The sequence below is a fragment of the Saccharothrix tamanrassetensis genome, assembly GCF_014203665.1.
GTDB lineage: Bacteria > Actinomycetota > Actinomycetes > Mycobacteriales > Pseudonocardiaceae > Actinosynnema > Actinosynnema tamanrassetense.
In genome coordinates this window covers 325,303-351,941 of record NZ_JACHJN010000010.1, presented here as the reverse complement: position 1 = coordinate 351,941, position 26,639 = coordinate 325,303, and the positions used below count along the sequence as shown (strand labels likewise).

General features: G+C 72.7%; 25 protein-coding genes and 1 rRNA gene. 24 read left to right on the top strand and 2 right to left on the bottom strand.

What is annotated here, in order from left to right:
• Positions 1–91 (top strand): 5S ribosomal RNA (rrf, locus tag FHS29_RS29345); the annotation flags it as partial.
• A gap of 51 nt (positions 92–142) precedes the next feature.
• Here rrf and FHS29_RS29340 read toward each other — a convergent pair.
• Positions 143–2,101: a hypothetical protein gene (locus FHS29_RS29340; protein ID WP_184696127.1), complete on the bottom strand. Its 1,959-nt coding sequence runs from the start codon at positions 2,099–2,101 to the stop codon at positions 143–145.
• 45 nt (positions 2,102–2,146) lie between these two features.
• Here FHS29_RS29340 and FHS29_RS29335 point away from each other — a divergent pair, with 45 nt between their 5' ends.
• From FHS29_RS29335 to FHS29_RS29270, 14 genes are all read left to right on the top strand, one after another.
• Positions 2,147–2,887 (top strand): tetratricopeptide repeat protein, encoded by a 741-nt coding sequence (locus tag FHS29_RS29335; protein ID WP_184696125.1) that lies wholly within the window; start codon positions 2,147–2,149, stop codon positions 2,885–2,887.
• Positions 2,888–3,053: 166 nt separating this feature from the next.
• Positions 3,054–3,863, top strand: coding sequence for an HAD-IIA family hydrolase (locus FHS29_RS29330; protein ID WP_312865149.1), 810 nt, complete (start codon positions 3,054–3,056; stop codon positions 3,861–3,863).
• A 4-nt stretch (positions 3,864–3,867) separates the two neighbouring features.
• Positions 3,868–4,041, top strand: a complete 174-nt coding sequence (locus FHS29_RS29325) for a hypothetical protein (protein WP_184696123.1) — start codon at positions 3,868–3,870, stop codon at positions 4,039–4,041.
• Between the two features lie 4 nt (positions 4,042–4,045).
• Positions 4,046–4,852 carry a TlyA family RNA methyltransferase gene (locus FHS29_RS29320; protein WP_184696121.1) on the top strand — a complete coding sequence of 269 codons (807 nt, stop codon included), beginning with the start codon at positions 4,046–4,048 and terminating at the stop codon, positions 4,850–4,852.
• A gap of 11 nt (positions 4,853–4,863) precedes the next feature.
• The gene (locus FHS29_RS29315; RefSeq protein WP_184696119.1) at positions 4,864–5,757 is read left to right on the top strand and encodes an NAD kinase; all 894 of its coding nucleotides are present in this window, start codon (positions 4,864–4,866) and stop codon (positions 5,755–5,757) included.
• Between the two features lie 69 nt (positions 5,758–5,826).
• A complete protein-coding gene (recN, locus tag FHS29_RS29310) occupies positions 5,827–7,605 on the top strand; it encodes a DNA repair protein RecN (protein WP_184696117.1) in 1,779 nt (592 codons plus the stop codon).
• The gene (locus FHS29_RS29305) at positions 7,602–8,369 is read left to right on the top strand and encodes a hypothetical protein (RefSeq protein WP_184696116.1); all 768 of its coding nucleotides are present in this window, start codon (positions 7,602–7,604) and stop codon (positions 8,367–8,369) included. The genes recN and FHS29_RS29305 overlap by 4 nt, the downstream gene beginning before the upstream one ends.
• Positions 8,366–9,019 (top strand): hypothetical protein, encoded by a 654-nt coding sequence (locus FHS29_RS29300; protein ID WP_184696113.1) that lies wholly within the window; start codon positions 8,366–8,368, stop codon positions 9,017–9,019. Before FHS29_RS29305 ends, FHS29_RS29300 begins: the two co-directional genes overlap by 4 nt.
• A complete protein-coding gene (locus FHS29_RS29295) occupies positions 9,016–9,705 on the top strand; it encodes a hypothetical protein (RefSeq protein ID WP_184696111.1) in 690 nt (229 codons plus the stop codon). Before FHS29_RS29300 ends, FHS29_RS29295 begins: the two co-directional genes overlap by 4 nt.
• Positions 9,706–9,776: 71 nt before the next feature.
• Positions 9,777–10,961 carry a putative cytokinetic ring protein SteA gene (gene steA, locus FHS29_RS29290; protein ID WP_184696109.1) on the top strand — a complete coding sequence of 395 codons (1,185 nt, stop codon included), beginning with the start codon at positions 9,777–9,779 and terminating at the stop codon, positions 10,959–10,961.
• Positions 10,958–11,896, top strand: coding sequence for a copper transporter (locus FHS29_RS29285; protein ID WP_184696107.1), 939 nt, complete (start codon positions 10,958–10,960; stop codon positions 11,894–11,896). The genes steA and FHS29_RS29285 overlap by 4 nt, the downstream gene beginning before the upstream one ends.
• A gap of 830 nt (positions 11,897–12,726) precedes the next feature.
• Positions 12,727–14,427 (top strand): CTP synthase, encoded by a 1,701-nt coding sequence (pyrG, locus tag FHS29_RS29280; protein ID WP_184696105.1) that lies wholly within the window; start codon positions 12,727–12,729, stop codon positions 14,425–14,427.
• Entirely contained in the window at positions 14,424–15,041 is a 618-nt protein-coding gene (locus FHS29_RS29275) for an NUDIX domain-containing protein (protein ID WP_184696103.1), read from the top strand. Before pyrG ends, FHS29_RS29275 begins: the two co-directional genes overlap by 4 nt.
• A 355-nt stretch (positions 15,042–15,396) precedes the next feature.
• Positions 15,397–15,768 carry a DUF2752 domain-containing protein gene (locus tag FHS29_RS29270; protein WP_184696101.1) on the top strand — a complete coding sequence of 124 codons (372 nt, stop codon included), beginning with the start codon at positions 15,397–15,399 and terminating at the stop codon, positions 15,766–15,768.
• On the opposite strand, the gene FHS29_RS29265 is transcribed toward FHS29_RS29270, so the two are convergent.
• The gene (locus FHS29_RS29265) at positions 15,757–16,335 is read right to left on the bottom strand and encodes a DUF1707 domain-containing protein (RefSeq protein WP_184696099.1); all 579 of its coding nucleotides are present in this window, start codon (positions 16,333–16,335) and stop codon (positions 15,757–15,759) included. The genes FHS29_RS29270 and FHS29_RS29265 overlap by 12 nt on opposite strands.
• A 69-nt stretch (positions 16,336–16,404) precedes the next feature.
• Here FHS29_RS29265 and FHS29_RS29260 point away from each other — a divergent pair, with 69 nt between their 5' ends.
• The 9 genes from FHS29_RS29260 (at position 16,405) to FHS29_RS29220 (ending at position 26,403) form a co-directional block, all read left to right on the top strand.
• Positions 16,405–17,193 carry an alanine dehydrogenase gene (locus tag FHS29_RS29260; protein ID WP_184696097.1) on the top strand — a complete coding sequence of 263 codons (789 nt, stop codon included), beginning with the start codon at positions 16,405–16,407 and terminating at the stop codon, positions 17,191–17,193.
• Between the two features lie 5 nt (positions 17,194–17,198).
• On the top strand, positions 17,199–18,071 hold the full coding sequence (gene xerD / locus FHS29_RS29255) for a site-specific tyrosine recombinase XerD (RefSeq protein ID WP_446689071.1): 873 nt from the start codon (positions 17,199–17,201) through the stop codon (positions 18,069–18,071).
• Between the two features lie 138 nt (positions 18,072–18,209).
• Positions 18,210–18,530, top strand: coding sequence for an ArsR/SmtB family transcription factor (locus tag FHS29_RS29250; protein WP_184696093.1), 321 nt, complete (start codon positions 18,210–18,212; stop codon positions 18,528–18,530).
• Positions 18,531–18,624: 94 nt separating this feature from the next.
• Positions 18,625–19,599 carry a ParA family protein gene (locus tag FHS29_RS29245; RefSeq protein WP_221456760.1) on the top strand — a complete coding sequence of 325 codons (975 nt, stop codon included), beginning with the start codon at positions 18,625–18,627 and terminating at the stop codon, positions 19,597–19,599.
• On the top strand, positions 19,596–20,042 hold the full coding sequence (locus FHS29_RS29240; RefSeq protein ID WP_184696090.1) for a hypothetical protein: 447 nt from the start codon (positions 19,596–19,598) through the stop codon (positions 20,040–20,042). Before FHS29_RS29245 ends, FHS29_RS29240 begins: the two co-directional genes overlap by 4 nt.
• Entirely contained in the window at positions 20,039–20,872 is an 834-nt protein-coding gene (locus FHS29_RS29235) for a segregation and condensation protein A (protein ID WP_184696088.1), read from the top strand. Before FHS29_RS29240 ends, FHS29_RS29235 begins: the two co-directional genes overlap by 4 nt.
• Positions 20,869–21,573 (top strand): SMC-Scp complex subunit ScpB, encoded by a 705-nt coding sequence (gene scpB / locus FHS29_RS29230; RefSeq protein ID WP_184696086.1) that lies wholly within the window; start codon positions 20,869–20,871, stop codon positions 21,571–21,573. The genes FHS29_RS29235 and scpB overlap by 4 nt, the downstream gene beginning before the upstream one ends.
• Positions 21,566–22,306: a pseudouridine synthase gene (locus FHS29_RS29225; RefSeq protein ID WP_184696084.1), complete on the top strand. Its 741-nt coding sequence runs from the start codon at positions 21,566–21,568 to the stop codon at positions 22,304–22,306. The genes scpB and FHS29_RS29225 overlap by 8 nt, the downstream gene beginning before the upstream one ends.
• A 362-nt stretch (positions 22,307–22,668) precedes the next feature.
• Positions 22,669–26,403: an nSTAND1 domain-containing NTPase gene (locus FHS29_RS29220; protein ID WP_184696082.1), complete on the top strand. Its 3,735-nt coding sequence runs from the start codon at positions 22,669–22,671 to the stop codon at positions 26,401–26,403.
• The last annotated feature ends 236 nt before the right edge of the window (positions 26,404–26,639 follow it).

Here is a 26,639-nt window from a genome sequence, read left to right as displayed (position 1 = left end):
ACCCGGTCCCATTCCGAACCCGGTAGTTAAGCCTTCCAGCGCCGATGGTACTGCACTCGTGAGGGTGTGGGAGAGTAGGACGCCGCCGAACATTCTTTCCCTGAAAGGGCTTGTGATGGGGGCACATCGAGATGTGCTCAACTCACAAGCCCTTTCGGCGTGCGTGTCCACAGTAGGAGGAGTACAGGTGTCGAGGTTCGGAGACCGGCCGGGCGACCGTCAGCGAGGCCAGGGAGACCGACCGCGCCGATCCGACGGTGGCCGCGCCGATGGAGGCCGCAAGCAGGGCAGCGCGGGACGCGACGACCGTGGCGGCTACCCGCGCCGTGACGATCGGCCCAGCCACGACCGTGGTCGCGACGACCGCGGCGGCCCGCGCAGGGACGACAACCGCTCGGAACGTCCTCGCTACGACAAGCCGCGCGACGACCGCGGCGGCTACCCGCGTCGTGACGACCGCCCCGGCTACAACCGTGACGATCGCGGCTCCAGCTCCCGCACCGGTGAGCGCCGCGAATTCCGCCCGCGCGATGACCGCAGCGGCGAGAAGCGCGAGTACCGCCCGCGCGACGATCGTGGCGGTGAGCGTCGCGAGTTCCGACCCCGCGACGATCGCGGTGGTGAGAAGCGTGAGTTCCGTCCGCGTGACGACCGTGCCGGTGAACGGCGTGAGTACCGTCCGCGCGATGACCGCAGTGGCGAGCGCCGCGAGTTCCGGCCCCGCGACGACCGTGGCGGCTACCAGTCCCGCGAAAGTCGTAGCGGTGAGCGCCGTGAGTTCCGCCCTCGCGACGACCGTGGTGGCGACCGTGGTGGATTCCGGTCCCGCGACGATCGCGGCGGTGACCGCCGGGACTTCAAGCCGCGCGATGACCGCAGCGGTGACCGGCGTGACTTCCGCCCGCGTGACGATCGCGGTGGTGAGAAGCGTGAGTATCGTCCGCGTGACGACCGTGCCGGTGAACGACGTGAGTTCCGTCCTCGCGATGATCGCGGTGGCGACCGCCGGGACTTCAAGCCTCGTGACGATCGCGGTGGGGATCGGCGGGACTTCAAGCCGCGCGATGACCGGGGCGGGGACCGTGGTGGTTTCCGTTCGCGTGATGACCGGGGCGGCTCGCCGTCTCGCGATTCCCGTGGTGGCGACCGTCGCGACTTCAAGCCTCGTGACGACCGTGGTGGGGATCGGCGGGACTTCAAGCCCCGCAACGATCGTGGCGGCGAGCGCCGGGACTTCAAGCCGCGCGATGACCGCAGCGGCGAGAAGCGCGAGTACCGCCCGCGCGACGATCGCGGTGGCGAGCGTCGTGAGTTCCGCCCCCGTGATGACCGTGGCGGTCACCAGTCCCGCCAGGGGACTACTGGCGAGCGCCGTGAGTTCCGGCCGCGTGATGACCGTGGTGGCGAGCGCCGCGAATACCGGCCGCGTGATGACCGGGGCGGGGACCGTGGTGGTTTCCGTTCGCGTGATGACCGGGGCGGCTCGCCGTCTCGCGATTCGCGCGGTGGCGACCGTCGCGACTTCAAGTCTCGTGATGACCGTGGCGGCTACCCGCGTCGTGACGACCGTGGGCGCGACGACCGTCCCCGTGACGACCGCGCCCCGCGTCGGGACGACCGGCGGGACGAGCGCAGTCGTGAGCGTGCCGCGCGGTTCCAGGACCGGGCCGTTGAGGGTGACTCGGTGCAGCACGACTCGGTGCAGCGCAGCCAGGTATCGGGCGACCAGGTGTCGGGCGACCAGGTGTCGGGCGGCGAGGCCGTTGAGCAGGCGACGGGGTCGGTCGGTGCTGTCGAGTCGGTGACGCCGCAGGCTGCCGGCTCTGAGGCTGTTCGTTCCGAGGAGGCCGGCACTGCTGGTGTCGTGGCCGAGGACGGCGCCGAGGACGTCACGGCCGACACCGGCGATGCTGCCATCGGCGACATCGACACCGACACCAAAGCCGCTGGGGCCGACAACACTGCGGCTGACGACGCTGCCGCTGATGGTGGTGTCAAGGCGGGCGAGGTCGCTGCGGTTCGGGATGGCGCCGAGGCGGTTGCCGACGACGTTGCCGACGAGTCCGAGGTCGAGTCCGACCAAGACGACGCCAATGACCACGAACGCGACGACGTTCCCGCCGGCCGTGCGGCCGACGAGACCTCGGTGCGACGGGATGACCGGCGTGACGACCGTCGGGACGACCGGCGTGACGACAGCGGCGAGTTCGCTCGGGTCCGGGCGCCTGAACTGCCCGACGACGCGGACATCTCGATCCTCGACCCCGAGGTGAAGCAGGAGCTGCGCGGATTGCCCAAGGGGCTGGCCGAGATCGTCGGACGGCACCTGGCCGCTGCGGGCATCCTGATCGACAGCGAGCCGGAGCAGGCCCTGGAGCACGCCCGCTACGCCCGCACCAAGGCCGCTCGGGTCGGTGTGGTGCGCGAAGCGGCCGGGCTGGCGGCCTACCACGCCGGTGAGTGGGCCGAGGCGTTGTCGGAGCTGCGTGCGGCTCGGCGGATGACGCACGGCGCCGGTCACGTCGCCGTGATGGCGGACTGCGAGCGGGCGCTGGGCCGGCCGGAGCGGGCCATCGAGCTCGCCCGGGAGTCGCAGGGTCTTACGCTGTCGCCGGACGAGGCGGTGGAGCTGCGGATCGTCGCGGCGGGTGCTCGTCGGGACATGGGGCAGCTGGACGCGGCGGTCGTCGCGTTGCAGGGGCCCGACCTGGAGCCGAAGCGCCGCGACCCGTGGAGTGCGCGGCTGTTCTACGCCTACGCGGACAACCTGGCCGCGGCCGGGCGCACGGACGAGGCCGTCAAGTGGTTCCTCAACGCCGCCCAGGCCGATGACGACAACGAGACCGATGCCGCCGAGCGGGCGTTCGACCTGAGCCCGCAGGAGTAATCCCGCAGGCCTGAACCCGCGGACTGGACCGCAGACCCTGGACCCGCAGGACTCTGCCGCAGGACTGAGCCCGCTGGGCTGAGTCCTGCGCGGCGGGCCGCCAGGTCCGACCCCCGGGCTGGGCACGGGAGTGGGTCCGGCAGGATCGGGTCGGCAGAACCGAGGCGTGAGAGCACTGAAACGAGGGGCCGTGCTGCTGGACCGCTACGACGCACTGCTGCTGGACCTCGACGGCACGGTGTACCGGGGTCGGGAGGTCGTGCCCGGCGCGGTGGAGGCGGTCGCCTCCGCTCGCGGGCACGGCATCGGCATCCGGTTCGTCACGAACAACGCGTCGCGGTCGCCGGAGGACGTGGCGGACCACCTCACCGAGCTCGGCTTCCACGCCGCGCTGGACGAGGTGAGCACGAGCGCCCAAGCGGCGGCGGCGATGCTGCTCGACCTGGTCCCCCAGCGGGCCGAGGTGCTCGTGCTCGGCACGGCGGCGCTGGCCGAGGAAGTGCGGCTGCGCGGGTTCACGCCCACCACCGGAGCCGAAGGGGCCGAGGCGGTCGTGCAGGGCCTGTCGCAGGACCTCGGCTGGCGGGAGCTGGCCGAGGCCGCCGTCGCGATCCGGGCGGGTGCCCGCTGGGTGGCGTGCAACGTGGACGCCACCCTGCCCACCGAACGCGGCCTGCTGCCCGGCAACGGTGCGCTGGTCGCCGCACTCCGGACCGCCACCGGGGCGCAGCCGCTGGTGGCCGGCAAGCCCGCGACGCCGCTGCTGGAGCAGGCCGCGAAGTCGCTGGGCGCACAGCGCCCGCTGGTCGTCGGCGACCGGCTGGACACCGACATCCTGGGCGCGGTGAACGCGGGCATGGACTCGCTGCTCGTGCTCACCGGGGTGTCGACGCGGGCCGAGGTCGACGGACTGCGGGAGGAGCTTCGGCCCACGTACGTCGCGGCGGACCTGTCGGTCCTCGATCGGCTAACGTGAAACCGTGAGCTTCGAGGTTCCCCTCCCCGGCCCGCCGCGTGATCCGGTGGCCGGGATCGACGACGCGCTGACCGGGCTGGACGGCCTGGAGCAGCTCGACGTCGCCGAGCACGTGGCCCGGTTCGACGACGCGCACACGGCGTTGACCGCCGCGCTGTCGAGCATCGACAAGGTGTGACCCGGTGCCACGCAGGGCTCGGCTGGACGCCGAACTGGTCCGTCGCGGTCTGGCCCGGTCGCGGGAGCACGCCAGTGAGCTGGTCGCCGAAGGACGGGTGACGGTCCGCGGCACGGTCGCGACCAAACCCGCCACCGCCGTCGAACTGGACACCGCGCTCGTGGTGCGCGACACCGACGACCCGAACTGGGCGTCGCGCGGCGCGCACAAGCTGGTCGGCGCGCTCGAAGCGTTCCCCGCGATCGAGGTCGACGGCAGGCGCTGCCTGGACGCCGGCGCGTCCACCGGTGGGTTCACGGACGTGCTGCTGCGCAACGGGGCACGTCAGGTGGTCGCCGCCGACGTCGGGCGGGGCCTGCTGGACTGGCGGCTGCGCACCGACGACCGGGTCGTGGTGAAGGACAAGACCAACGTGCGGTCGTTGACGCCGGAGGACGTCGGCGGTCCGGTCGAACTCGTCGTGGCCGATCTCTCGTTCATCTCGTTGAGGCTGGTGCTCCCCGCACTCGCCGCGTGCCTCGACGAGGAGGGCGATTTGCTGCCGATGGTGAAGCCGCAGTTCGAAGTCGGCAAGGAGCGCCTGGGGTCCGGCGGTGTGGTCCGCGACCCCGGGCTGCGCGCCGAGGCCGTGCTGGACGTCGTCGGCGCCGCCGCCGGGATCGGCCTGCGGCTGCACGGCGTCACCGCCAGCCCGCTGCCCGGGCCGTCGGGCAACGTCGAGTTCTTCGTCTGGCTGCGTCGAGGCGAGCCCTTGGACGCGGAAGCCGCCGCCGCGCTCGTGCGCACCGCCGTAGCGGAAGGACCCCAGTGACCGGGGACGCTGTGACAAGGGAGATCCTGCTCGTCGTCCACACCGGGCGGCGCAGCAACGTGCGGGTCGCCCAGGAGGTGGCGCGGCGCTTCGCCTCGGCGGGCGTGCGGCTGCGGGTGCTCAAGGACGAGGCGCCGGACCTGGACCCGTCCTGCTACGCGCGGGTGGTGACCGCCGACGACCGCGCCGCCGAGGGCACCGAGCTGGTGTTCGTGCTCGGCGGCGACGGCACGCTGCTGCGCGCGGCGGAACTGGCCCGTGCGGCGGGCGTGCCGGTGCTCGGCGTGAACCTGGGCCGGGTCGGGTTCCTCGCCGAGGCCGACTCGGACAAGCTGTCCGAGGCCATCAACCACGTCATCGAGCGCAGCTACGAGGTCGAGGAGCGGATGACGGTGGACATCACCGCGTCCGTGGACGGCCGGGTGCTGGAGAGCACCTGGGCGCTCAACGAGGCCAGCGTGGAGAAGAGCTCGCGGGAACGCATCCTGGACGTGGTGGTGGAGGTCGACGGGCGGCCGGTGTCGGCGTTCGGCTGCGACGGCGTGCTGGTCGCGACCCCGACCGGGTCCACCGCGTACGCGTTCTCCGCCGGCGGGCCGGTGGTGTGGCCGGACGTGCAGGCGTTGCTGGTGGTGCCGTCGAACGCGCACGCGCTGTTCGCCCGGCCGCTGGTGGTGTCGCCCGCGTCCGTGGTGGCGCTGGAGGTCGACCCGGGCGGGCACCCGGCGGTGCTGTGCGCGGACGGCAGGCGCAGCGTGCAGCTGCCGGCGGGCGCGCGGGTGGAGGTCGTGGGCGGTTCGACGCCGCTGCGACTGGTCCGGCTGCGCGAGGGACCGTTCACCGACCGGCTGGTGGAGAAGTTCTCGCTGCCGGTCCAGGGGTGGCGGGGTCCGTCGGCCGGTTAGAACATTTGTTCGCCCGACACTCCCACCCGAAGACACCTCCCGAAGTCCCCGCCCAGTAGTGTTCGCGCTGTGCTGGCCGAGATGCGCATCCAGGGCCTCGGTGTGATCGACGAGGCCACCCTTGAACTCGCCGAGGGCTTCACCGTCGTGACGGGGGAGACCGGCGCCGGCAAGACGATGGTCGTCACGGGTCTCCACCTGCTCGGTGGCGGTCGCGCCGAAGCGTCCCGCGTGCGCAACGGCGCGGACAAGGCGGTCGTCGAAGGGCGGTTCCAGGCACCCGCCGGAAGCCCTGCCGCGAAGGTCGCCGAGGAGGTCGGCGGCGAACCCGACGAGGACGGCAGCGTGATCGCCATCCGCACCGTCGGGTCCGACGGGCGGTCCCGCGCCCACCTGGGCGGGCGTTCCGTGCCGGTGGGCGTGCTGTCCGAGCTGGCCGAGCAGCTGCTGGCGGTGCACGGGCAGAACGACCAGCTGCGGCTGCTGCGCCCCACCGAGCAGCGCGCGGTGCTGGACCGGTTCGCGGCCGACGACGTGGGCGCGCCGCTGCGCAAGTACCAGCAGCTCCGCGACCAGTGGCTCAAGGTCGCCGCCGAGCTGACCGAGCGCACCGAACGGGCCCGGGAGCTGGCCCGCGAGGCGGACCTGCTGCGGCACGGCCTGGCCGAGATCACCGCCGTCGACCCGAAGAGCGGCGAGGACGTCGAGCTGCACGACGAGGCCCGCCGGCTGGCCGACGTCGACCAGCTGCGGGAAACCGCGTCCGGCGTGCAGTACGCGGTCGCCGGTTCGCCCGACGGCGACCCGGACAACCCCGGCGCGCTCGGCCTGATCGGCGAGGCCCGCCGCCGGCTGGGCACCTCCGAGGACCCGAAGCTGCGCGACCTCGAGTCCCGGCTGGTGGAGGCGGAGACGCTGCTGGCCGACGTGGGCGCGGAGATCGCGTCCTACCTGGAACACCTCGACGCGGACCCGGCGCGGCTGGAGCAGGTCCTCGCCCGCCAGGCCGAGCTGAAGGCGCTGACCCGCAAGTACGCCGCCGACGTGGACGGTGTGATCGCGTGGGCCGACGACGCGTCGTCCCGGCTGGCCGGCCTGGACACCTCGGACGAGGCGCTGGCCGCGCTGGCCGCCCGCCGCGACGCGCTGGCCGCCGAGCTGGCCGGGTACGCCGAGCAGATCACCGCGGAACGCGTCGCCGCCGCCGCGGAGCTGGGCAAGGCGGTGTCCGAGGAGCTGACCGGGCTGGCCATGCCGCACGCGAACGTGGAGGTGGCGGTCCGGCCGCGGGTCGCCGAAGCCGGTGACCCGCAGGCGCTGGAGGTCGGTGGGCGGTTGCTGCACGCCGGCGCGTCCGGCGTGGACGACGTGGAGCTGCGGCTCATCGCGCACCCCGGCGCGCCCGCGCTGCCCGTGCACAAGGGCGCCTCCGGCGGCGAGCTGTCCCGGGTGATGCTGGCGCTGGAGGTCGTGCTGTCGCACTCCGACCCGGTGCCCACGCTGGTGTTCGACGAGGTCGACGCCGGCGTCGGCGGTCGGGCGGCGGTGGAGGTCGGCCGCCGGCTGGCCCGGTTGGCGCGCAGCCACCAGGTCATCGTGGTCACGCACCTGCCGCAGGTCGCCGCGTTCGCCGACCGGCACCTCGTGGTGGACAAGACCGCCGACGGCGTGCTGACCCGGAGCGGGGTGCGGGTCCTGGACGACGCGCAGCGCGTGGTCGAGCTCGCGCGGATGCTGGCGGGCATGGACTCCACGGACACCGGCCGTGCGCACGCCGAGGAACTGCTGGCGGCCGCCAAGGCGGACAAGGACAGCGTCCCGGTGGTGCGGCGAAAGAAGAAGAAGTGAACCGACGGGCGGCGGGGGTCGCCCTGGCGGTCGCTTCGGCGGTGACGGCGGTCGTGGCGACGTTCCTGCCGCTGGGCCGGATGGGTATCGGGCGGGGTGACTCCCGGTTCGGGTACACCACCACCGGCTGGAGCGTCACCACCGAACCGATCAGTCTGGCCGGGTTCGCGCCCACCGCGCAGTTCGGCGTGCCGATCGTGATCGCCGCCGTGCTGCTGGTGGTCGCGGCGGCACTGGTGTTCCTGCCGGAGCACCAGAAGCAGGCCGCCCGGTACACCGCCATCGGCGCGACCGGGGTGCTGGTCGGATCGGTGTGGACGACGTTCATGGTGGTCTCGGCGTGGCTGTCGCCCTCGTTCCGCGGCGAGCGCACACCGCTGGAGTCCGAGTACGGCGCGGGGCTGTGGTTGTTGGTCGCCGCCGGGGTCGTGGCAGTCGTGGCCACGGTGCTCCTGCACGCCAAGCCTCGGCAGCCGGCTCCGGAAGGGCCGATCGTGCACCGGTTGGTGGACGACGCGGATACGGACACGGACACCCCGCCGTTCGGCACGTCGGTGCCCGTGCTGCCCGCGGGCTACCTGGAGCAGCCGCGCGAGTCCCACGGGCAGCCGGCCGACCTCCACGGGCAGTCGCCCGAACCGCACGGGCAACCGGCCGAGCCCCCAGGGCGACCGAGCGAGACTTCGGGGCCGTCGCGGGAAACGCCGGGGCAGCCGCGCGAGCCTTCGCGGCAGTCACGCGGACCCGAGGACCACAAACCGTGAGCCGGCGCGTCGCGGGTGTGGTCGCGCTGGTGATCAGCGCGCCGTTGGTGCTGGTCGCGACGTTCCTGCCGCTGTACGAGCAGCGGTGGGAGTTCACCTACGGCCACACCATGACGGTCGTGCAGACCGGCTGGGAGGTGACCAGCGACAGCGGCGACGGCGACGGCCTGTTCGGCCGGGAAGCCCTGTACGGGATGCCGATGGTGGTCGCCGCCCTGCTGCTGGTGCTCGGCGCGGTGCGTGCGGGTGCGATGTGGGGTCGGCTGGTGGCGGCGTGCGGCGCGATGCTGCTGCTCGGCAGCGCCTGGACGGTCGGGCACTTCGTGCTCGCGACGTACTTGCTGGAGCAGCCCGGCGGCGGGCTGGTCATCACCACGGACTTCGGACTCGCCCTGGCGGTGCTCGGGTTGGCGTCCGTGCTGGCCGTCGGCGGTGCGCTGATGGTGCAGGACTGGCCGTCGCGCGTGCCCGGGACGGAAGCGCCGCTCGTGTACCGGGTCGAGGGGGACGACGACGACACGCCGCCGTTCGGCATCCCGCTACCGGTCGAGCCGGGCACCGGGTCGTCGGGCGCGGCGTCGCCCGGTCACGCCCCGCCGGACTCCACCGGGTCGCCGACCGCCGAGCCCGGGGGGAAGGCCGGGACGTGAGCCGCCGCGGCGCCATCGCGGCCGGCGCGCTGCTCACCGGCGCGCTGCTCACGTTCGCCGGGGTGCTGATGGACCTGTACCGGCTCGAAGTGGCACTCCCCGAGTACCAGGGCTTCCGGCTCACCCCGTGGCAGGTCCACTACCGCCCTCCGATCGATCCGAGCAGCGACCCGCACACCCCGCAGTGGGGCTACCCGATGGTGCTCGCCGGCGTGCTGGCCGTGGTCGCCGCGCTGCTGCTGTTCCGGTCACCCCGGTTCGTCGCGGTGGGGCGGTTCGCCGCCGTGGCCTCCGCCGGACTGTTGGTGGGCACCACCTGGTCCGCTCACGCGACGGTGACCACCCTGTTCGGCCGCGAGAACCTGCCGCCGTCGTCCAGCGCGACCCTCGGGTCGGGCATGTGGACGCTGACCGCCGCGTGCCTCGTGCTGCTGGTCGGCGCGGCACTGGCGCAGGACTGGCCACCCCGCGCGCCGGAACCGACCGGGGTGTCGGTGTACCGGGTGGACGGTGACGACGACGACACGCCGCCGTTCGGCATCGCCATCCCGACCACCGCGCTCGACGTGCCGGAGGTAGCCGACCGTGCGGCCGGGGCAGCCGATGGTGATGGATCCGGGGTAGCCGATCGTGGCGCCGAAAGGCATCCCCCTACCGGGGGTAATCCGTCCACTGTGGAGCACTGACCTGGCTGACCTGCCCCGGACCCTCGGCGTGTTAGCCCGGAACCGGCCGCGGGGTGAGTCACCATCGGGTCATGAAGCTCTCCGGGTTGCTCAGCCGCACGAACCACGAACTGCCAGGTGTCACCGGCGTCGCGCGGGTCGATCGTCGGACGAGTGACCTGCTGCGGCGGCTGAGTCCAGGTGACATCGCCGTCCTGGACCACGTGGACATCGACCGCCGCACCGCCGAAGCCCTGGTCACCGCCGAGGTGGTGGGCGTGGTCAACGCGTCGCCGTCGATCTCCGGCCGGTTCCCCAACCTCGGCCCGGAGCTGCTGGTCGAAGCGGGCATACCGCTGGTCGACGGCGTCGGCACGGGCGTGCTGCGGGAGCTGAAGGACGGCACCAAGCTGCGGCTGCACGACGGCGCGGTGTTCATCGGCGACCGGGAGGTCGCGCGGGGCGTCGAGCAGGGCGCCGAGACGATCGCCGACGCGATGATCGAGGCCAAGGCGGGCATGGCGGCCCAGCTGGAGGCGTTCTCCGCGAACACCATCGAGTTCCTGCGCCGGGAACGCGCCCTGATCCTGGACGGCGTCGGCGTCCCCGAGGTCTTCGTGCCGATCCGCGACCGTCAGGTGCTGGTCGTCGCGGGCGGACCCCGGCACGCCGAGGAACTGCGCGGGCTGCGCAAGTACATCCGCGAGTACCGGCCGGTGCTGATCGGCGTCGACGCGGGCGCGGACACCCTGCACGACGCCGGGTACAAGCCGGACATCATCGTCGGCGACCCGGACGGCATCGGCACCGAGACGTTGAAAGTCGGCTCGGAAGTCGTCGTGCCCGCCCAGACCGACGGCCACGCGCCCGGCCTGGAGCGCATCCAGGACCTCGGCATCGGCGCGGTGACGTTCCCGGCGTCCGGCAACGCCGAGGACCTGGCACTGCTGCTGGCCGAGGCGCACGGCGCGTCCCTGGTGGTGACCGTCGGGTTGCGGGCGGGCCTGCGCGAATTCCTGGACCGGGGCCACTCGGGCTCCAACCCGTCGACGTTCCTGACCAGGCTGAAGCTCGGCAGCAAGCTGGTCGACGGGGAAGCGGTCGCCACCCTGCACCGCAGCCGGGTGTCGTTCGGGGTGATCTTCCTGCTGGTGCTCGCGGCCGTGGTGGCGATGGTGGCGGCGCTGGCGGTGTCCGGGGTGGGGCAGGTGTACGTCGACGTGGCGGTGGACGCGTTCCGCTCCGTCGTCGACTGGTTCAAGGGACTCTTCTCATGATCTCGATGCGGTACCACATCGTCTCCATCACCGCGGTGTTCCTGGCGCTGGCCGTGGGGGTGGTGCTCGGGTCGACGGCGATCAGCAGCCGGTTGTTGTCCGGGTTGACCGACGACAATTCGGCACTGGGCGAGCAGGTCGCCGATCTGCAGGCCGAGCAGAACGGGCTGAACGCGCGGCTGGCGGATGCGGACGAGTTCGCGACGTCGGTCGGGCCGCTGGCGGTGAAGGGATTGTTGGCGGAGCGGACGGTGGTGTTGGTGACCACCACGGACGCGAAGCCGAATGATCGCGATGCGTTGACCGAACTCCTCCGCGCATCGGGTGCGACACTGACGGGTGAATTGCAACTAACGGATTCCTTCACCGATCCGCGCAAAGCCGACCAATTGCGCGACCTGGTGGCGCGCCTGCAACCGGCGGGAACCCAGCTGCCCACCGGAGCGGACCCGGGAACGCGTGCCGGCGGGTTGTTGGGCGCGCTGCTGCTGTTGAACAAGGAGAACAACCAGCCCCAGGCCTCCCCGGACGAGACCGCCGCCGCGCTGGCCGGGTTGGCGTCGGCGGGGTTCGTGAAGCCCGGTCCGGCTTTGCGGCCCGCGCAGCTGGCGGTCGTGCTGACCGGTGGTGCGGTGGACGGGGATTCGGCCGGGGACCGTGCCGCGACGGTGGCCCGATTCGCGACTCAGCTGGACCGGTCGGGGGCCGGCGCTGTGCTGGTGGGTGGTGCGGGGTCGGCGAACGGGACCGGGGCGGTGGGGGTGGTGCGGGCGGACACCGCGGCGACTTCGGTGTTGTCCACCGTCGACAACACCGATTCGGCGGCGGGTCGGGTCGTGGCGGTGTTGGCTTTGCGGGAACAGTTGGAGGGCAAGTCCGGGCGGTACGGCGTTGCCGGCAATGCGGAGGCGCCCGCGCCGGGTACCGTCGGCTGAGCTTCGTACCGTGGCTGGGCGTCGGAAGCGGCTGGGCGTCGGAAGCGAAATGGCGGGGCGCCGATCGGTTGTCATGGTGGCGGAGATTCACTCGATTTCGCGAACCCACCCCGAACCGGCCACTATTCGACCCCGCCGTTCGTTGCCGTAAACAAACTGACGCCCCACGGCACCCGCCGCCTCGCCTGCGCCACAGAGCGTGCCTTGCAGATGGTGTTCTGCCGGTCCGGATGGGCGGAGTTCGGATCGGTGAACTGCGAATGGGCGAACTGCGGATCGGCGGACTCCGCATGGGCGGACTCCGATCCGCAGCGGGCCAGCCGACTGCAGGCGGCGTCGGGTCGGGTGGCGTCGGACCGGGTGGCGTCGGTCGGTGGGTTGGGCGGCGTCGGACCGGGCGGCGTCGGACCGGGTGGCGTCGGACCGGGTGGCGTCGGTTGGCGGCCGGGCGGCGTCGGGCGGGCGGCGTCGGGCGGGCTCGGTCGGCGTCGGGCTGCAGATGGCATCGGTCGGCATCGGTCGGTGGTCTGCGGCCCGGGGTTGGCGCTCGTGGGCGGTGCGGGTGGTGCCGGTGGTGCTCGGGCGGTGCTGATGAGTGGTGCTCGGGCGGTGCTGGTGAAGGGTCGCGGTGTCGGTTCGTGGGTTGTGGCGGCGTGGAGCCGTCGAGGGTGCTGATCGGTGGGTGGTGCTGGTCGGCCGGCGAGGGGCTACGCCATCTGAGTGATGCGACACCGGACCACCAGCGCACTCGGTGACTGGTGGCGTGTTAGCGTTAGGGCCCGTGGACAGGGCCGGTTGCCCTGCGGAACTTCAGACCACGGGGAGCTTCCTTGGTGCTTCAGGCACGTACGACCAAGCACGTTTTCGTCACCGGGGGCGTGGCCTCCTCGCTGGGCAAGGGACTCACCGCCTCCAGTCTCGGTCAGCTGCTGACCGCCCGTGGTCTGCGGGTGACCATGCAGAAGCTGGACCCGTACCTCAACGTCGACCCCGGCACGATGAACCCGTTCCAGCACGGCGAGGTGTTCGTCACCGAAGACGGCGCGGAGACCGATCTCGACATCGGCCACTACGAGCGGTTCCTCGCGCGGGACTTGTCGGGGGATGCCAACGTCACCACCGGGCAGGTGTACTCCGAGGTCATCGCCAAGGAGCGGCGCGGGGAATACCTCGGGGACACGGTCCAGGTCATCCCGCACATCACCGACGAGATCAAGCGGCGGATCCGGGCGATGGCGGAGCCCGCCGCCGACGGCGTCGCGCCGGATGTCGTGATCACCGAGGTCGGTGGCACGGTGGGCGACATCGAGTCGTTGCCCTTCCTGGAGGCGGCCCGGCAGGTCCGGCACGACGTGGGCCGGGACAACGTGTTCTTCCTGCACGTCTCCCTGGTGCCCTACCTCGCGCCGTCCGGTGAGCTCAAGACCAAGCCCACGCAGCACTCCGTGGCGGCGCTGCGCAACATCGGCATCCAGCCCGACGCGATCGTGTGCCGGGCGGACCGCGAGATCCCGGACGCGTTGAAGCGCAAGATCGGCCTCATGTGCGACGTCGACACCGACGCCGTGGTGGCGGCCGTGGACGCGCCGTCGATCTACGACATCCCCAAGGTCCTGCACGGTGAAGGGCTCGACGCGTACGTGGTGCGCCGGCTCGGGCTGCCGTTCCGCGACGTCGACTGGACGGTGTGGGGCGACCTGCTCGACCGCGTGCACAACCCGTCCGAGAGGGTGCGGATCGCGCTGGTCGGCAAGTACGTCGACCTGCCCGACGCGTACCTCTCCGTCACGGAGGCGCTGCGCGCCGGCGGGTTCGCGCACCACGCCAAGGTCGAGGTCGTGTGGGTGCCGTCCGACGAGTGCCAGACGCCGTCCGGTGCGGCGCACGCGTTGGCCGGGCTCGACGCGGTGCTCATCCCCGGCGGGTTCGGGGTGCGGGGCATCGAGGGCAAGATCGGCGCGATCACCTACGCGCGGACGCGGGGCATCCCGCTGCTCGGGCTGTGCCTGGGGTTGCAGTGCATGGTGATCGAGGTGGCTCGCAACCTCGCCGGGATCGGGGACGCCAACTCGTCCGAGTTCGACGAGACCGGGTCGCCGGTGATCAGCACCATGGCCGACCAGGAGGACGTGGTGTCCGGGCAGCGCGACATGGGCGGCACCATGCGGCTCGGCTCGTACGCGGCGAAGCTCGTGCCCGGTTCGCAGGTGGCGTCGGCGTACGGCGCGACCGAGGTCTCCGAGCGGCACCGGCACCGGTACGAGGTGAACAACGCCTACCGGGACGAACTGGCCAAGGCCGGCCTGGTGTTCTCCGGGACGTCGCCGGACGGGCGGCTGGTGGAGTACGTCGAACTGCCCGCCGACGTGCACCCGTTCTTCGTCGCCACGCAGGCGCACCCGGAGCTCAAGAGCCGCCCGACGAAGCCGCACCCGCTGTTCGCGGCGTTCGTGAAGGCGGCGCTGGACTACCGGCTGGCCGACCGGCTGCCGCTGCCCGAGCCCGAGACGGCGGGGGCGGCTGCGAAATGACGAGGCACGAGTTCGAGACCGTGTCGTCGCGCGACGTGCACGTCGGTCGGATCGTCGCGCTGCGGGTCGACGAGGTCGCGATGCCTGGTGGCGGGACGGCGCGGCGCGAGGTCGTCGAGCACCTGGGTGCGGTGGCGGTGGCCGCGGTGGACGGCGACGGGATGGTGACGTTGATCCACCAGTACCGGCACCCGCTGGGCAAGCGGATCTGGGAGCTGCCGGCGGGGTTGCTGGACTCGGCTTCGGAGGAGCCGGTGGAGGCCGCTCGGCGGGAGCTGATGGAGGAGGTCGGGCTGGCGGCGTCGGAGTGGGCGACGCTGGTCGACGTCGCCGCTTCGCCGGGGTTCACCGACGAGGTGGTGCGGGTGTTCCTCGCCCGTGGGCTCTCGGAGGTCGAGCGGGAGCAGATGGGGGACGAGGAAGCCGATCTCGAAGCGCGGCGGTTCCCGCTGGACGAGGCGGTGGGCATGGCGCTGGCCGGGGAGATCGTCAACGGCGCGGCGGTGGCCGGGCTGCTCGCGGCCCAGGCCGTGTTGGCGGGGAGGGCTCAGCCGCGCCCTGCCGACGCGCCGTTCGCCGACCGTCCCACGCGGTTCGCGGCTCGGGGCGACTGAGTCTCGGGACCGGCCGGAAGGTCGCGCGAAGCGTAAGGGTGGCTTGAAGGTGGCTTGAAACGGCTCGCCGCCCGCGAGGAATCGCGGGCGGCGAGCCGTGGCTCGTGCGGGACCGGGTGGGCGGTTCGCGTGGGACGAGGAACTCGCCGGACTGCGTGCGTGGCTTGCCCCCGACACGGGCGTGGGGTGGTGAGGCCCGGGTCGTGGTCGTCACGGGCGTGGGTGGCGAGCGCAGGTCGTGGTCGACACGGGCGCGGGCGGCGAGCGCAGGTCGTGGTCGACACGGGCGTGGGTGGTGAGGCCCGGGTCGTGGTCGACCGGTGGGCGGGACCGGCCGGCGGGCACAATGGCACGCATGGGTGTGCGTGGGCCGGTTGCTGTCGCGGTGGGGGCGGTGGCGGGCTGCGTCGGGCTGCTGGTGGTCGATCCGAACGGGCCGTCGTCGCTGTGGCCGCCGTGCCCCCTGTTCGCCCTGACCGGGATCCAGTGCCCGGCCTGCGGGTCCACTCGGATGGTGCACGCCCTGCTGCACGGGGACTTCGTCGCCGCCTGGCACCTGAACGCCGTGATGCTGGTCGCCGGGTTGCCGTTGCTCGCCTGGCTGTGGCTCCGCTGGTTCCGCGCCGCCCGCCGCAGCGAGCCGACACCCCGGCTGTCGTCGAAGGTCGGTGTTCCGGTGGTCGCCCTCGCCGCCACCTGGATGCTGGTGCGCAACCTAGTCGCGTAGCTTGCGACCCTGGCTGTCCGTACCCCCGTTGACCAGCAGGATGATGCCGTCGATCAGCGACCACACCCCGCACCCGCCGCACGTCAGCAGCTGTGCGATGCCGATCCCGGTGTCCCCGATGTAGAACCGCCCGATGCCGAACGGCAGCACCAGTTGCAGCACGCCCGCCGCGATGCGCGACTTGTCGGACAGCGGCTGACCGGTCAACGGATCCACGCCGTAGGGCGCGTTGGGGTTGAACGGGGGCTGTCCGGGCGGGATGTAGCCCGGCACGTAGCCGCCGTAGTCCGGCGTGACGCCGGGCGGGGTGAATCCCGGTGGCGGGGTGGCGTAGTCGGTCGGCGGCGCGTAGTAGGTCTGCGGTGGCGGCAGGAACTGCGGGTGGGGTTGTGGCAGGTCCTGGAACAGGGCTGACAGTTCCGCCGCGGTCTGGGCCGCCGTCGCGTAGCCGACTCGCTGCTCGTACTCGCCGATCTCCAGGCGGCCCGCCGCGAAGTGGTCGTTGAGCGCGCTGATGGCCGCTTCGCGCTGCTGGTTGCCGATGCGCACCTGGTGGGGTTCCGACACAGCCCGGAACGCTAACAGCACCTCGCCGCCCGTTCAGCCGGAACGCGCCGGCCGACCTACGCTGACCTGGTGCTGGTCGGGATTCCGGGAGAGGTCGAGAACCACGAGTACCGGGTGGCGATCACGCCCGCGGGTGTGGTCGAGCTGGTGCGGCGCGGGCACCGGGTGCCGATCGAGTCCGGTGCCGGGGACGGCAGCTCGATCCCGGACGCCGAGTACCAGGCCGCCGGGGCGCGCATCGTGCCCGATGCGGACGACGTGTGGTCGGACGCGGAACTGGTGCTGAAGGTCAAGGAGCCGGTCGCCGAGGAGTTCCACCGGATGCGGCCCGCGCAGACCTTGTTCACCTACCTCCACCTCGCCGCGAACGCGGAGTGCACGCGCGCGGTCGTCGCGTCCGGCATCGACGCCATCGCCTACGAGACGGTGCAGCTCGCCGACGGTTCGCTGCCGCTGCCGGCCCCGATGAGCGAGGTCGCCGGGCGGATGGCCGCGCAGGTCGGGGCGTACTGCCTGGAACGCACGCAGGGCGGGCGCGGTGTGCTGCTGGGCGGGGTGCCGGGCGTGCCGGCGGGCAAGGTGGTGGTGCTCGGCGCCGGGGTGGGGACGTTCCAGGTGCACGGCTCGGTGTTCTACTGCGTCGCGAACATGCCCGGGGCGGTGCCGCACACCTCGACGTGGGCGCTCACGAACGTCACACTGCCCTACGTGACTGCGTTGGCGGACAAGGGTTTTCGGCAGGCCGTGGCGGACGACCCGGCGCCGGCGAGGGGTGTGAACGCGGTGCGCGGCACCGTCGTGCGGGTCGAGGTGGCCAAGGCGCACAACCTGCCGCACGTCCCCGTGGCCCGGCTGTGAGGGACGTGATCACCGCGTTCCTGGACCACCTCGCGGTCGAGCGCGGTACCTCCCGCAACACCCTGGACTCCTACACCCGCGACCTGCGCCGCTACGCCGAGCACCTGGACGCCCGGAAGATCACCAGTCTGGATGACGTCACCGAACCCCTGGTCGGGGACTTCCTGGCGAGCCTGCGGGAGTCCGGGCTGGCCGAGTCGTCCGCCGCGCGGACCCTGGTCGCGGTGCGCGGCCTGCACAGGTTCGCCCACCTGGAAGGGCTCACCCGGCACGACCCGGCGCGCGACGTGCACCCGCCGACCCCGCCGCGCCGGCTGCCCAAGGCCCTGCCGGTGGACGACGTGCTGCGGCTGCTGGAGGTGCCCGCGAACCTGCGCGACCGCGCCCTGCTGGAGCTGCTGTACTCCAGCGGCGCGCGGATCTCCGAGGTGGTGGGTCTGGACGTGGACGACGTGGACACCGCCGAGCGGACCGTGCTGCTCGACGGCAAGGGCGGCAAGCAGCGCCTGGTGCCGGTGGGTCGCCCGGCGCTGGCCGCGCTGGAGGCCTACCTGGTGCGGGTCCGCCCCACCCTGGTCAAGCGCGGCACCCCGGCGCTGTTCCTGAACGCGCGCGGCGGGCGGCTGTCGCGGCAGACGGCGTGGCAGGTGCTCAAGACCGCGGCGGAACGGGCGGGCATCACCGCGAAGGTCTCGCCGCACACGCTGCGTCACTCCTTCGCCACCCACCTGCTGGAGGGCGGCGCGGACGTCCGAGTGGTGCAGGAGCTGCTCGGACACGCATCGGTGACCACGACCCAGGTGTACACGCTGGTCACCGTGAACACGTTGCGTGAGGTCTACGCGACGGCTCATCCGCGCGCGACCGGTGGAACATGAGCCTCCCGCAGGTACTGTGTGCCAACCCACTTGGGTGTCAGCCTTTCGGGTGACATCCCAAAGGGGGGACACCTCACTGGCCGACCACGTAGAACAACAAGCCCCACCCGGACGCGACAAGCTGGAGGAGCCGTGCCGGTGCCGAACATCGACGAGCCGGAACCCGCCGACATCGAGCTCGGTGCCGTGCTGCACGCGCTGAGCGACCCCACCCGGCTGGCCGTCGTCCTCCAGATCGAGGCCGACGGGGAGCGCTGCTGCGGCGCGCTGGCCGTGGACGTGGCCAAGTCGACGCTGTCCCAGCACCTGCGCGTGCTGCGGGAGGCCGGCATCACCCGGACCAGGGCGTGCGGCAACCAGCGGTGGGTCTCGCTGCGCCGCGACGACCTGGACGCCCTGTTCCCCGGGCTGCTCGACGTGGTGCTCAAGGCGGCCGATCGGACCGCCGCCGTCCGGTGAGAACTGCCCGCCACCGGTACGGCGGGGCGCGTTGCTGGTACTGGCCGGTGTGCCTAGGCTGCGCCCAGGCAGAGGACTAGGAATCGGGAAGGCGATGTCGACACCGGAGCACGCGGGTCGGGCGTGGGTCACCCCACCGCCGCCCACGCCACAGTCCGGTGTGCCGCGCGCGTCGGTCGAGCTGAGCCTCGCCCCGCACGCCGCGCCGGCCGACGAGGACGCCGCCGAGCAGACGGTGGGTGAGATAGGCCCCACCGGACGCCCCCTCCGCTACGTGACCGACCCGCCGCTGGTCGCCCACCACGGCCCCGCGAAGATCCTCGCGATCTGCAACCAGAAGGGCGGGGTCGGCAAGACCACGTCCACCATCAACCTGGGCGCGGCGCTGACCGAGTACGGCCGGCGCGTGCTGCTGGTCGACTTCGACCCGCAGGGCGCGCTGTCGGTGGGTCTCGGCGTGCACCCGCACCAGCTCGACCAGACCATCTACAACGTGATCATGGAACGCGACGTGACGGTCCGCGACGTGATCATGCACACCCCGGTCGAGGGCATGGACCTGCTGCCCAGCAACATCGACCTGTCCGCGGCGGAGATCCAGCTGGTGTCCGAGGTGGGCCGCGAGCACACCCTGGTCCGCACCCTGCGCCCGGTGATCGACCTCTACGACTACGTGCTGGTCGACTGCCAGCCGTCGCTCGGCTTGCTCACGGTCAACGCCCTCGCGGCGGCCGACGGCGTGCTCATCCCGCTGGAGTGCGAGTTCTTCAGCCTGCGCGGGGTCGCCCTGTTGATAGACACCATCGAGAAGGTCAGGGAGCGGTTGAACCCGAAGCTGGAGATCACCGGGATACTCGCCACCATGTACGACCCGCGCACCCTGCACTCCCGCGAGGTGATGGCGCGGGTCGTGGAGGCGTTCGGCGACGTCGTGTTCGACACGGTGATCAACCGCACCGTCCGGTTCCCGGAGACGACCGTCGCCGGCGAGCCGATCACCCGGTGGGCGCCCCGCTCGGCGGGCGCGAAGGCCTACCGCGCACTGGCGCGCGAGGTGATCGCCCGGTGACCCGACGCCCATCACTGCCGGGCGCGTCCGAGCTGTTCCGCCTCACCAGCCCCTCGGTCCTCGATGCCGCCGTGCCCGCCCAACAGGACTCGGCGCAGCAGAATTCGGCGCAGCAGAACTCGGCACAGCAGAATCCGGCGCAGCAGACCTCCGCTCAGCAGCCGTCAGCACAGCAGGCGTCCGGGAAGCAGGCACCGGCTGCCGACGAGACGCCGGGTCCGCGCCGGGGCACCGGCCGGCAGAAGCACTCCACGAAGATCACCGTGTACGTGTCGGACGAGGAGCTGCTGGCCCTGGAGCACGCCCGGCTGGAGCTGCGCGGCGGGCACGGCCTCGCGGTGGACCGGGGCCGGGTGGTGCGCGAGGCCATCGCGATAGTCCTGGACGACCTGGAGGAGCACGGCCACGACTCTCTGCTCGTGCGTAGGTTGCGCGAGCAGTGAGCGGTGACGCCCCCGCGGACGAGATCGCGCCGGAAGCGGTCTCCGACGGCCGCTTCAAGGTCAAGCTCACCAACTTCGAAGGCCCGTTCGACCTGCTGCTCCAGCTGATCTCGCAGCACACCCTGGACGTGACCGAGGTGGCGCTGCACCAGGTCACCGACGACTTCATCGCGCACATCCGGGCCCTGGGCGACAGCTGGGACCTGGACGAGACGACCGAGTTCCTGGTCATCGCGGCGACCCTGCTCGACCTCAAGGCGGCCCGGCTGCTGCCGCAGGGCGACGTGGAGGACGAGGAGGACCTGGCGCTGCTGGAGGCGCGCGACCTGCTGTTCGCGCGGCTGCTGCAGTACCGGGCCTACAAGCAGGTGGCCGCGCTGTTCGCCGAGCTGGAACAGGGCGCGTACCGGCGTTACCCCAGGTCGGTGGCGCTGGAGGTGCGGTACGAGGGCCTGCTGCCCGAGGTGATGCTCGGGGTGGACGCCCGGCGGTTCTCCGAGATCGCCGCCGCGGTGTTCCGGCCCAGGCCACCCCGCACGGTGTCCACCGCGCACGTCCACCAGCACCGGATCTCGGTGCGGGAGCACGCCGGGGTGCTGCGCGAGCTGCTGGCGGCACGGGGCACGGCGACGTTCGCCGAGATCGTGGCCGGGTGCACCGAGACGATGGAGATCGTCGCCCGGTTCCTGGCCCTGCTGGAGCTGTACCGGGAGAGGGCGCTGGCGTTCGAGCAGCCCGACCCGCTGGGCGAGCTGCGCATCACGTGGGTCGGCGGCACGGTGGAAGAGGCCGAGGCGCAGGCACGTGACGAGGACGAGGAGTACGGGTGACCGAGCCTGAGCCCACCACCGGACCGGACGGGCTGTTCCCCGAGCCCGCCGCTCCCGCGGCCGACCCCGTGATCGACCCCGCCGGCGACGCGGTCGGCGACCCCGCCGGCAGTGCCGCGGGAGGCGGGGAGGCCGCCGAGGAGTCGGGCCTGCCGGACCTCACCGACGACCGGGAGTTCGAGGGCGCGTTGGAGTCCGTGCTGCTCGTCGTGGACACCCCGATCGACGAGAAGCAGCTCGCCGGCGTGTTCGAGCAGCCGGTGAGACGCGTCACCCGGGCCCTCCGCACGATGGCCGCCCGCTACACCGAGCAGGGCAGCGGCATCGACCTGCGTAGAATCGGGGACGGCTGGCGGTTCTACACGCGGGACCGCTTCGCGCCATTCGTGGAGAAGCTGCTGCTGGACGGGCAGCGGGCCAAGCTCACCAGGGCCGCCCTGGAAACCCTCGCCGTCATCGCCTACCGGCAGCCCGTCACGCGGGCCCGGATCGCGGCGGTGCGCGGGGTGAACGTCGACGGGGTGATCCGCACGCTGGTGGCGCGCGGGCTCATCGCCGAGACGGGCACGGACTCCGACACGGGTGGCATCCTTTACCGCACGACCGAACTGTTCCTGGAGCGGTTGGGGCTGTCGTCGCTGGACGACCTGCCGCCGATCGCTCCCCTGCTGCCCGAAGTGGATGCGATCGACGATGTCTGACCAAGGACCCGAAGGGATTCGGCTCCAGAAGGTGCTCGCCAAGGCGGGCATCGCCTCACGACGCGTGGCCGAGGAGCTCATCGAGCTCGGCCGCGTCCAGGTCGACGGCGAGGTCGTGCGCGAGCAGGGCCGCCGGATCGACCCCGAGACCGCCGTCGTGCACGTGGACGGCGTGCGGGTGGTGCTCAAGGACGACGTGGTCACGCTGGTGCTGAACAAGCCGCGTGGCGTGCTGTCCACCATGCACGACGACGCGCACCGGCCGTGCGTCGGCGACTACCTGCACAACCGCAAGGAACGCCTGTTCCACGTCGGCCGGCTGGACGCGGACACCGAGGGCCTGCTGCTGCTGACCAACGACGGCGACCTCGCGCACCGCCTGATGCACCCCTCGTACGGGGTGTCCAAGACCTACCTGGCCGAGGTGCCCGGCCCGGTGGCGCGGGACGTCGGCAAGCGGCTGCGCGCGGGCATCGAGCTGGAGGACGGGCCGGTCCAGGTCGACTCGTTCAAGCTGGTGTCCTCGGCTCCCGGCCGGGCGCTGGTGGAGGTCGTGATCCACGAGGGCCGCAAGCACATCGTGCGCCGGTTGCTGGAGGCGGTCGGCCACCCGGTGCAGAGCCTGGTGCGCACGGCGGTCGGCGAGGTGCGGCTGGGCAACCAGCGGCCGGGGTCGATGCGGGTGCTCAACCGCCAGGAGGTCGGCTCCCTCTACAAGGCGGTCGGGCTCTAGCACGCCCGGCCCCGGGCGGTCCGCACTCCGGTGGCCCGCACTCCGGTGGCCCGCCCCTCGGCGTCCGGCTCCGGGCTGCGCACTCCGGCACCCGGGCTCCGCGTTCCCCGGCTTCCGTGCGCCGGGTCTGGCGGCCTCCGGCAGCCCGCGCTCTCCGCTCCCGGCCTCGTGCTCCGGAGTCCCGGGGTGGGAGGCGCCTGGTGGAATCCCCCGATTCCCGCACCAAGCGCCTCCCGATCCCCCCGTGGGAGAGCCCCTCCGGCTCACGCCCCCATTGCTACGGCACCGGGGTTGTTCAGTGTCAGCACGTGGACGCTGAACAGGCTTCTCTGAACAATCGGGCCCCGACCTGAGGGGGCGCGATGACCAGACGGGAAAGCCCGTTGCGCGAGGACGCGGGTGCGCTGGGCGAATTCGCGCAGCAGCTGCGCAGGCTGCGCGAGCAGGCGGGCAGCCCCACCTACCGGCAGTTGAGCAGGCACGCGCACTACTCGGCGGCGGCGCTGTCGGAGGCGGCGAACGGGCGCAAGCTGCCCAGCCTCGCGGTGACGCTGGCCTACGTGCGGGCGTGCGGGGGAGACGTCGCCGGGTGGGAAGCCCGGTGGCGGGAGCTGGCCGCCGCGGTGAACCCGCCCGCCGAACCGTCCGGCACCCCGCCGTACGCGGGGCTGGCCGCGTTCCAGGTCGACGACGCCGACCGGTTCTTCGGCCGGGACCGGCTGGTGAACGAGCTGACCGGGCTGGTGGCGCGGCGGCGGTTCGTCGGGGTGTTCGGGGCTTCCGGTTCGGGCAAGTCGTCGGTGCTGCGGGCCGGTCTGGTGGCCCGCGCGCGGCGGCCGGCGGTGGTGTTCACGCCCGGCGCGCGACCGGTGGAGGAACTGGCCGTGCACCTGGCCGCGTTCACCGGGAAGACCGCCGGGGCGCTGGCCGACGAGTTCGCCGCCTACCCGGAGAACCTGCACCTGCGGGTCCGGCAGCAGCTGGTCGGCTCGGACGACGACCTGCTGCTGGTCGTGGACCAGTTCGAGGAGGTCTTCACGCTGTGCCGGGACACCGCCCGACAGCACGCGTTCGTGGCCGCCCTGACCGGCGCCGCGACCACCCCGACCAGCCGCACCAGGGTCGTGCTGGGCGTGCGGGCCGACTTCCTCGGGCACTGCGGGCGGTACCCGGAGCTGGTGGAGGCGTTGCGCGGCGGGCACGTCCTGGTCGGTCCGATGGACGCCGACGAACTGCGCGAGGCGATCGTCGAGCCGGCCCTCGCGGTCGGCTGCAAGGCCGAAACCGCGCTGGTCACCCGGCTGGTCGCGGACGCGGTCGGTCGGCCCGCCGTGCTGCCGCTGGTGTCGCACGCCCTGCTGGAGACGTGGCGGCGGCGGCGCGGGGTGGCGTTGACGCTGGCCGGCTACCAGGAGGCGGGCGGCGTCGAGCACTCGATCGCGCGCAGCGCCGAGGCCGTCTACCTGGGCATGGGCGACCGGCAGCGGGCCGTCGCCAAGGAGGTGTTCCTGCGGCTGATCGCGGTCGGCGAGGGCACCGAGGACACCAAGCGGCGGGTGGCGCGGGACGAGGTCGACCACCCGGAGGTGCTGGCGGTACTGGCCGACGCCCGGCTGGTGGTGCTCGACCGGGACACCGTGGAACTCGCGCACGAGGCGTTGATCCACCGCTGGCCCCGGCTGCGCGACTGGATCGCCGAGGACCGCGCCGGGCTGCGCGTGCAGCGGCTGCTGACCGAGGCCGCCCGGATGTGGGAGTCGCTGGACCGCGACCCCGGCTCGCTGTACCGGGGGACGCGGCTGGCGCTGGCCCGGGAGTGGGCGGCCGGCGCCGGGGCCCGGATGACGCCCGCCGAGGTGCGGTTCCTGGACGCGAGCATCCGCGCCGAAGCCGCCGTGACGGCCACCGAGTTCCGCCGCACCCGTCGGTTGCGGCAGCTCATCGGGGTGATGGGCGTGCTGCTGCTGTTGGCGTCCGTCTCGACGTTCTTGGCGTTCCAGGCCGAGCGGCGGGCGAACGAGCAGCGCAACATCGCGGTGGCCCGGAAGGTGCTCAACGAGGCCGCGACGCTGCGCGAGACCCACCCGGCGCTCGCGCTCCAGCTCACCCTGGCCGCCCACCGCCTCGCGCCGCTCGACGAGACCCGCGACGCGCTGTTCGACTCGTTCGCCACGCCCTACGCGACCCGGATCGAGGGCGTCCGGAACATCGAGGTCAGCTTGGCGCGCTCGCTGATGGCCGCGGTGGACGCCGACGTGAGGGGCGACGCCCGGCTGTACGACCTGTCCGACCCGCGCCGCCCGGCCCGGCGCGGCGCGCTGACCGGGCACGTCGGCGGTGTGGACGACCTGGCGTTCAGCCCCGACGGCCGGACGATCGCCACCGCCGGCGGCTACTTCGTGCGGGTGTGGGACGCGGCCGACGCCGAACGGCCCGCGGTCGTGCACAAGCTGACCCACCCCACGATCACGGACAACCCCGTCTCGGTGACGTTCAGCCCGAGCGGCCGGTACCTCGCGGTCGGCTACCAGGACCACCCGCCCGTGCTGTGGGACCTCGCCGCCGCGCCGCAACCCGTCCTGACCGCGCCCTTCACCGGTGGACGTTCCCGGGCGGTCGCGTTCCTCACCGACGACGTGCTCCTCGCCGCCGACGGCACGCACGCGCGGGCGTGGCGGCTCGCCGAACGGGACGCGCCGGTCGAGTTCACCCCGTCCGGCGGCCGGGTGCACACGATCGCGGTCAGCGACGACCGCAGGACCGTCGCCACGGTCGACGCGGAGCGCGCGGTCGACGTGTGGGACCTCACCGACCCGGGCCGCCCGGTCCGACTCGCCACCGTCGAGCACACCGACGCGGTGATGTCGGCCGCGTTCGGAGCCGGCGGGCGCACCCTGATCACCGGCGGCGCCGACCGGACCGCCAAGCTCTGGGACCTCGCCGACCGGAACGCGCCGGTGGCGCTCTCCACCCTGAACGGCCACCTCGGCGGGGTGATGGCGGTGGCGTTCGCCGGAGACGGTCGGGTCGTCGCCACGGTCGGCACGGACGGCATCGCGCGCCTGGTGGACGTCACCGACCTGCCGTTGACGCAGCCCACGAAGGTGCGTTCGACGGCGGTCAGCTCCGACCGCGGCATCATGGCCACCGTCGACGTGGAAGGCGTGCTGCGGCTGCTGGACATCTCCGAGCCCCGCGTCCCGCGCACCGCGTGGCCGCTGCGGCACCCCGGTCGCGTCCGCACCGCCGCGCTCAGCCCCGACGGCGAGCACCTGGTCACCGTCGGGGAGGACGACTCGGTGGTCCGGGTGTGGCGGACCACCAACCCGGCTGCGCCGGACCTGGTCGGCGAGTTCCCCGACGGCTGGTCGGTGGCGTTCGCCCCGACCGGCGCGTTCTTCGCGGTGGGCGGCGCGACCGGCGGCATCCACCTGCGCGACACGACCACCCTGGAGGTCCTGGCCACCCTGCGGGAGCCCGGCGCGACGGGCAACCCGCAGGTCTTCACCAGCCCGGTCGGCGCCCTCGCCTTCCGCCACGACGGCGCCCGCCTCGCGGTCGCCAGGTGGAACGGCCGGGTCGAGGAGTGGGACGTGTCCGACCCGGCCCGGCCGGTCGACCGGTCCGGCCTCTACCCGCCGAGCGTGCAGGTCGCGTCGCTGGCCATCGGGCCCGCCGGGGAGCTGCTGACCGTGGAGGAGCAGGGCGGCGCGGTGCTGTGGCGGCAGCGGGCGGGCGCGTCCGACGCCGAGATGCCGCCGGTGCGGCTGGTGACGGACGCGCGGTCGGTCGCGGTGAGCGGTCGGTACGCGGCCGTCGCGGGCGCGGACGGGAAGGTGCGGCTGTTCGACGTCTCCGACGCGGTGGCGCCCCGGGAGCGGGCGGTGTTCTCCGGGCACGCGGGGGAGTCGGCCACGGCGGCGTTCGCGGCGGACGGTCACACGCTGGTCAGCGCGGGCGGTTCGGTGGTCCGGTTCTGGGAGACCGACGCGGACCGGGTGGAGGCGCGGATCTGCGCCACCGCCTACCCCCGGCTCACCGCCGAGGCCTGGCGGCACTACTTCCAGGACCTGCCGTTCACGCCGCCGTGCCCCTAGCGGGGTGCGGCGCCGGCGGCACGCGGCCGGACCGGCTTCGGCCCGCCGTACCGCCGACCCGGGGCCGCCGGGCAGGCCCACGGCGTTCCCGGTGACTGCAGCTGCAGGTGCGGACCGCAAGCCCCCGACCGGTGAAGATTCGTGACAGTGATTTGTCGTGCACGCATTGTCGCGATGGGGGATGACTCTCTAGATTGAGCCGGGTTGGCTGGGGTTGATCAACTGGAAGTAGGCGT

Bases quoted from the DNA above. Each gene is read 5' to 3' on its own strand.
- steA (WP_184696109.1), top strand. From the start codon at position 9,777: ATGAAGCTCTCCGGGTTGCTCAGCCGCACGAACCACGAACTGCCAGGT.
- FHS29_RS29270 (WP_184696101.1), top strand. From the start codon at position 15,397: ATGGGTGTGCGTGGGCCGGTTGCTGTCGCGGTGGGGGCGGTGGCGGGC.
- FHS29_RS29275 (WP_184696103.1), top strand. From the start codon at position 14,424: ATGACGAGGCACGAGTTCGAGACCGTGTCGTCGCGCGACGTGCACGTC.
- FHS29_RS29220 (WP_184696082.1), top strand. From the start codon at position 22,669: ATGACCAGACGGGAAAGCCCGTTGCGCGAGGACGCGGGTGCGCTGGGC.
- FHS29_RS29285 (WP_184696107.1), top strand. From the start codon at position 10,958: ATGATCTCGATGCGGTACCACATCGTCTCCATCACCGCGGTGTTCCTG.
- FHS29_RS29245 (WP_221456760.1), top strand. From the start codon at position 18,625: ATGTCGACACCGGAGCACGCGGGTCGGGCGTGGGTCACCCCACCGCCG.
- FHS29_RS29225 (WP_184696084.1), top strand. From the start codon at position 21,566: ATGTCTGACCAAGGACCCGAAGGGATTCGGCTCCAGAAGGTGCTCGCC.